This window comes from Coleofasciculus sp. D1-CHI-01, assembly GCF_040218875.1.
Classification (GTDB): Bacteria; Cyanobacteriota; Cyanobacteriia; order Cyanobacteriales; family Coleofasciculaceae; genus Coleofasciculus.
In genome coordinates, this window is sequence record NZ_JAVJQP010000130.1 from 44,101 (window position 1) to 50,231 (window position 6,131).

A 6,131-nucleotide genomic window follows, 5' to 3' on the forward strand; every position below is an offset into this window, starting at 1 on the left:
ATCTTCTAACTCCGTTTAACTAAACCGCTAGCATTTTCTAACTCCTCCTCCTGTGAGGTTAACGGTAAACCCAAATACCCTTTCAAATAAGCCACCATCCGCCCTATACTGGTTCGCGATCGCGAAATCTGACCCTTGACCATAATTCGTCCCTCCCAATCGGGATTAGAACGCAACCAATCAATCTGTCGCAATTCCTGCAAACGTTCCTCCCAGCTATGGGGATAAACCGAGAGTAACACTGACCCTACCGCCCCCAATCCCAAAAGTGTAATCCCATGACTATGAACATAATCCTGGCGCATCTCCCTGGCGCTTACAGTCCGTTGTCTCACCGCCTCCCAATCGGGAATACAATAACTCACCGCTTGCCAATACCGGATTGCCAAATCAATCTGCTGTTCTAATTCAGCCGTTTGCCAATCCGCCAACAGCATAGACGTAGCATTATAAAGGGTATGCAGCGTAAATAGCTTCCCCGATCGCACAGGTAATGTCTGATGTTCCTTATCTATTAGGCTGCGGAACACATTAATATTTCTAATCACTGCTTTGACCACAGTTGCTTGGGGATGGCGATGATCATAGAGAATCGCCAATGACGCATCGGGATGAACCCCATAACGGTTGAGATCCAAAAACATCTGCTGGGAATAGCGCAACCCGATATCCAAAACCAAAATAACCGCCACTGTCTCATATCCCAACGCCGGATTCTGCTTCAGCGCCCACTCAAACGCCGCGCAGCGATGTTGTCCATCAGTAATCTGAAACCGCGCATCCATGGGAACTCGTAAACGCCCCATTTTTCGCCCTTCTTTTTCGATACCAATGGGTTCAAAATTAATATCAGCATCAATCGCGGCGGTAATCGCGGAAACGGTATAATTATCGGGATTATTCAAGATATAGTTCGCCATATCTGGGACTCGTTTAGAATTTAGCGATCGCGCCACTCTCTGATCTGGCGGATTCTCCTCATCCTCCCTCGCAAACAGCTTAGGAATAAATCGTACTGGACACATCGACACATAATATTCCCGTCCCGCTTGAATCCCTCGGATTGCGGGGAAAACGTACTCAAAAGAAGGAATCAGTCCTTTGTCCTTGGTCATTGGTCATTCGTCCTTTGTCCTTTGTCCTTTGTCCTTGGTTATAGGTTTAGTTATAAAGTTGGGTTGATTTACATTGATTTACCGATTAGGAATTTGGGTTTTGCCATTCATCGTGTTCCAGCCGTGCTAATGTTGTTGCTGCATCCGCTAACATTAAGGCAATATTCACACGCGCAACCTGATTTTTGGCAGCTTTCAACTCACCTGCGAGAAGTTGCACTCGTGTCCGATACGCCTCAATAGAATTCGGATCTAAAACCTTTACTGGATGACTCATTGTCGTTATTAAAATATTGGTTCATGGCGGATTTTGTTGATAGGTTATCGGTGAAAAGAAAGATCCTCTCTTACTCCCCTCTCCCAAGCTTGGGAGAGGGGCTGGGGGTGAGGGCTGTAGCTGTTGGCTAAACTCACCCCGACAAGCCAAAAGCAGGTGACATCCCTAGTATGGCACAATTTTGGTTTTTAAAAACCCATTTGACATAAAAATATTAAAACAGTTATTTTTAAAAACAGACTAAAATTTTATAAAACCTATGAGTAGCCCCGACAAGCCAAAAGCAGACATCGCCAGCCAAATCCTGGAACAAGACAGCCAGGATCGACAGGCGCTAGCCCTGCTATTGGATCGCCATTTAGCCAGAAGCGATCGCCTTCTTGTCCAGAAAACCCAGATGGGGAGTACCGAAGCCTTTATCGGGTCCGTCACCCTCGAATGGTTAGATAGCCGCGTTCGCTTCGCCTCCCAACTCCCCCTATTCCGGCAAAAATTCGACCCCCAAACCGATAACGTCATCCGGGACGAAGAAACCGTCGATGAAATCCTGCAACGTCCCCTCGACTGGTCACGCCAAGCCCCCCTCACCCAATACCTCGCCGCCCGCCAAGCCCACAAATTCCCCGCCGTTCTCGTCGTTCACAGCCCCACCTGGGTAGACAATCCCAAAGCCAAGGAATGGGATAAACAAGGACGCGCCCGCCAGTCTGCGGCGGATTTCATTCCCCTTGACCAAAACCAAACCGTGGGACTCCTCGATGTCTCCCCCTCCGTTTCCATCTTCGCCCTGGATGGTCAACACCGACTCATGGGTGTTCAGGGACTAATGACCTTACTTAAAACCGGAAGACTGCAACGTTACAACAAAAACAAGAAACCCGTCGGCAGTGTAATTACCATAGACGACCTAATCGACGAATACCAACTCAAGCCCGCCTACTTACAAAGTCTTGCCCAAGAAAAAATCGGTATCGAATTCATCCCCGCCATCGCCAAAGGCGAAACCCGCGACGAAGCAAGGCGGCGCGTCCGGTCGATTTTTGTCCACGTCAACTTAATGGCATTACGCTTAAGTAAAGGACAACTGGCGCTATTAAATGAAAATGACGGTTTTTCCATCGTCGCCCGCAAAATCGCCGTCAACCATCCCTTATTAAAAGAAGTCCCTGGACGCAACCCCCGCGTCAATTGGGATAGCGCCACCGTCGCCGCCAAATCCACCGTATTAACCACCCTCCAGGCGTTAAATGAAATGTCTCAACGGTATCTAGACCATCAATTCCCCCACTGGAAACCGCCGGAGAAGAAAGGGTTAATCCCGATGCGTCCCGATGATGAGGAATTAGCAGCGGGAATTGACACCTTTAATCAATTTTTTGACCACTTAGCCAGCTTACCCAGCTATCAACGATTAGAACAAGGAGAAGAAACCCCCCAGTTACGCCGTTTCAGCTTTGAGAAAAATGGTGGGGAAGGGAATATTCTCTTCCGTCCCGTCGGGCAAATTGCCTTTACCCAAGCCTTAGGAATTGTGATATTTAAGAAAAAGTTATCCCTAAAAACGGTATTTAAGAAACTCAGTAAATACGACGCGGAAGGAGGATTTAGTCAGATGGAGACGCCCCAATCTTTGTGGTATGGGGTGTTATTTGACCCAAATAAGAAGCGGATCATGGTATCAGGACGAGATTTAGCCGCCCGATTACTGATTTATATTATTGCGGGGACAGAAGATGGGATGGAAAAAGCAGAACTGCGGCGAGAATTAGCGGAAGCCAGAACAATTGAGGGGAAAGCAGTAGGGTTTAATGGTAAGTTTGTCAAGCCTAGAGATGTGGGACTTCCACCTGTATTGTGAATGTTGATAGATTGTGTGAAATTGAATGGTTATCGTAACGGTAGGGACGACCCGCTTGCACAAATTAACAACGGTGTCCACTCAATTTTATCGGGTCGCCCTTGACTGAATTTTATCGGGTCACTCTTTACCGTACTGGCTTTTCACAGGAAATCACAAAACCGACGAATCGGGGCGGGTTTAGTCTCATCTGGGTGCAACCGAAGAAATAGTAGTGAAACCCGCCCCTACACATTTACGCACCATACCTGACTAGCAAGGACGTTAGTTCATAGGTGGTTCGAGATTGGATAAAGGACATAAAAAAGCCGTCCTAGAAGGACGGGGATTGTATCCCGGTTTTCCGGTCAAAATTATTATATGCCGTGAAAAGTCAGATTGACTGTAGGGGCGACCCGCTTGCAGCAAGTAACAACGGTGTCCACTTAATTTGATCGGGTCGCCCTTTGCTAAGGTTTCTTTTACCCGCCTAAATAGCAGAGATAGGGTATTGGTTTACAGAGTGCGATCGCGCGATGAGATGAATGGATACAGGTTAACCCAATCTATCTTACCTATGGTAGGCGACAGTTTTAACTAGCTCGGTTTGATGTTGGTCGTTCACATAAATACATATCCAATGTCGGGGCTGTAGGGGTGAGTCTCTGTACCCAAGTTAATCGGACAACCTCTCACTTTTATTGACTCGCCCACCGCCCCCCATCTTCACACAAGCTTCATCTAACGGCTAAATCTTCATCAAATCTTCACAGCCTTTCAACTATGCTGGGAGAATAATAAAGAGTAGGTATTCTGTTTTAGCGTTTATAGCGGGCGTGTAAAACAGATAGCTGAACCCCAGGTATTTTCCCATCGTCTCCCCCAGCCAGACATCATTAATCGGTGACTACGCCTGAGGTAGGAAATCCTAAAAGCACGGAAGTACCTGGAAAAGACAGAAAGTTCATGATAGACGAACTCTGTACTCCTCTAACTTCTCTCGTTAAATTCTGGCTTTGAGGTATTCCGATGAAACCCCCAACAATTTATCACTTATCAGCAACAGCAGTAGGTGTGACTCTCAGCTTATTGGCGATGGGAGACGCTGACGCCTATACGTTTAGTCGCATTTTTGATGATAGCGGTCCCTACAACTTCTCTTACAACTTACCCGCCATTAACAATCAAGGAAATGTAGCCTTTACAGCTACATTAGACTCTGATCAATGGCCCTTGAACAATGCTAGCTGGGGTCATGATTATTGGAGAGATATTATCTTGATTGGTAATGGTGAATCTATCACCCAAATTACGCCCCATAGAGATTTTTTCTATGTGACGGATATAAATGATAGTAATACTATTGCTTTAGGGACATTTGAAAGTTCTCCTCGTTGTCCAATCAATGTACTATTAACGAGCAATGGTGAACCCTTTACTACTATTACCAAAAGCGAAGACTGCCTCACTCAACATTCTGCTTTTAGTAACTCAGCTATTAACAATGATGGTATTGTCCTTTATCAGGGAGTGTTGTCAGAAAATGGTATTTTTACCAGCGATGGTGTAAACCGCAAAATTATCGCTGAAAGTAGCGGAGGTAATTTTGCGATTAATAACAATGGATATGTTGCATTTACAACGTTATTCGATGCTGTAAATAGTGGTATCTTTATCGGCAATGGGGATACGCAACCTATCCGAATAGCCGACACTAACGATATATTTAGTAGTTTTGGCACCCTTTCGCTGAACGATTCTGATACGAAAGATTTTGATACTCTGGCTTTCGTCGCTTCCCTAGACGATGATGAAAGCCAAGGTATTTTCACTTTCTCCAGTGAGAATGGTTCCTTCTCCTCCATCGCTGATACTAGCGGGGCATTTAGTTCTTTTTCAGGTCTTGCTATTAACAATAATGATGCTGTAGCGTTTGGCGCTCTACTCGATACTGGGGAATACGGAATTTTTACCGGAACTGACCCAGTTGCTGATAAGGTGATTGCTGTCGGTGATGAACTCTTTGGTTCTACTGTGACTAGCGTAGGTTTCTCTAATAAAGGATTCAACGATGCCGATCAATTCGCTTTCTTTGCGAAACTGGCTGACGGTTCTAGTGGAATTTTCCGTGCTGATCCAGATCCTAATGCTGTTGTTCTTGATTGGGGAGGAACCCTCACAAAACCGATTCCAGCAACTCTAAAACCTATCGAAATCGATAATTTTTCTGAACAGGAAACATTAATTGACTATGCATCTAATGGTTACTGGCATCAAAGCATTCCACCTGCTTATATAGTCAACGGAATTGTACATATCGGTTATCTGGGAGACAGTGGCTACAGTCAGGATATACTTCAGACCAATAACATCAATCCACCTGATATTAAATTTGGTCACTGGAGTGGGAGCTTTGATGATCAACTGTCAGTTATATTCCCAGAACCCCAAAATCGTCTAGGATTTGGCTTTGCCTTAAGTCAATACGATGATTTTTATTGGGATGCTCCTATTGATAAAACATTTGAAGAAGATGCTGTTACTGTGAAATTATTCGACGCCGCCGAAAACTTTTTAGGAACGCTTTCCGGTGAGGCTAGTCAAGACCCATGGTTTTTGGGTGGATTCTTTGGTGTTGAAAGTACTGTACCTTTTCTCCGGGCTGAGATAACCTTTAAAGAAGGATACCAAAACTTTGCCTTGGATAATCTCAGGTATGAGTTTGTGACGCTGTCAGAACCAGCCACAGTCCCCGAACCGTCTACAGGATTAGGCTTACTTGTAATGAGTGCAATTGGGGCAGGTTCAGCATTAAGACGCAAGCAAAAGTAGAATTTAGCTGAAAATAAGGCATGCAATTTCTACCGTTAACGTTTTGCTTTGAGGTATTCCGATGAAACCC

The 6,131-nt window shown here is 45.3% G+C and carries 4 protein-coding genes; 2 read left to right on the forward strand and 2 right to left on the reverse strand.

The window, feature by feature from the left end; translation table 11 throughout:
- Positions 1 to 5: 5 nt before the first annotated feature.
- Positions 6 to 1,115 carry a DNA sulfur modification protein DndB gene (gene dndB / locus RIB93_RS23320; RefSeq protein ID WP_446376119.1) on the reverse strand — a complete coding sequence of 370 codons (1,110 nt, stop codon included), beginning with the start codon at positions 1,113 to 1,115 and terminating at the stop codon, positions 6 to 8.
- Between the two features lie 85 nt (positions 1,116 to 1,200).
- Entirely contained in the window at positions 1,201 to 1,392 is a 192-nt protein-coding gene (locus RIB93_RS23325) for a hypothetical protein (protein WP_446376121.1), read from the reverse strand.
- A 259-nt stretch (positions 1,393 to 1,651) separates the two neighbouring features.
- Here RIB93_RS23325 and RIB93_RS23330 point away from each other — a divergent pair, with 259 nt between their 5' ends.
- A complete protein-coding gene (locus RIB93_RS23330) occupies positions 1,652 to 3,250 on the forward strand; it encodes a DGQHR domain-containing protein (protein WP_446376123.1) in 1,599 nt (532 codons plus the stop codon).
- 1,008 nt (positions 3,251 to 4,258) lie between these two features.
- Positions 4,259 to 6,061 (forward strand): DUF7453 family protein, encoded by a 1,803-nt coding sequence (locus tag RIB93_RS23335; protein WP_446376125.1) that lies wholly within the window; start codon positions 4,259 to 4,261, stop codon positions 6,059 to 6,061.
- Positions 6,062 to 6,131 lie beyond the last annotated feature (70 nt).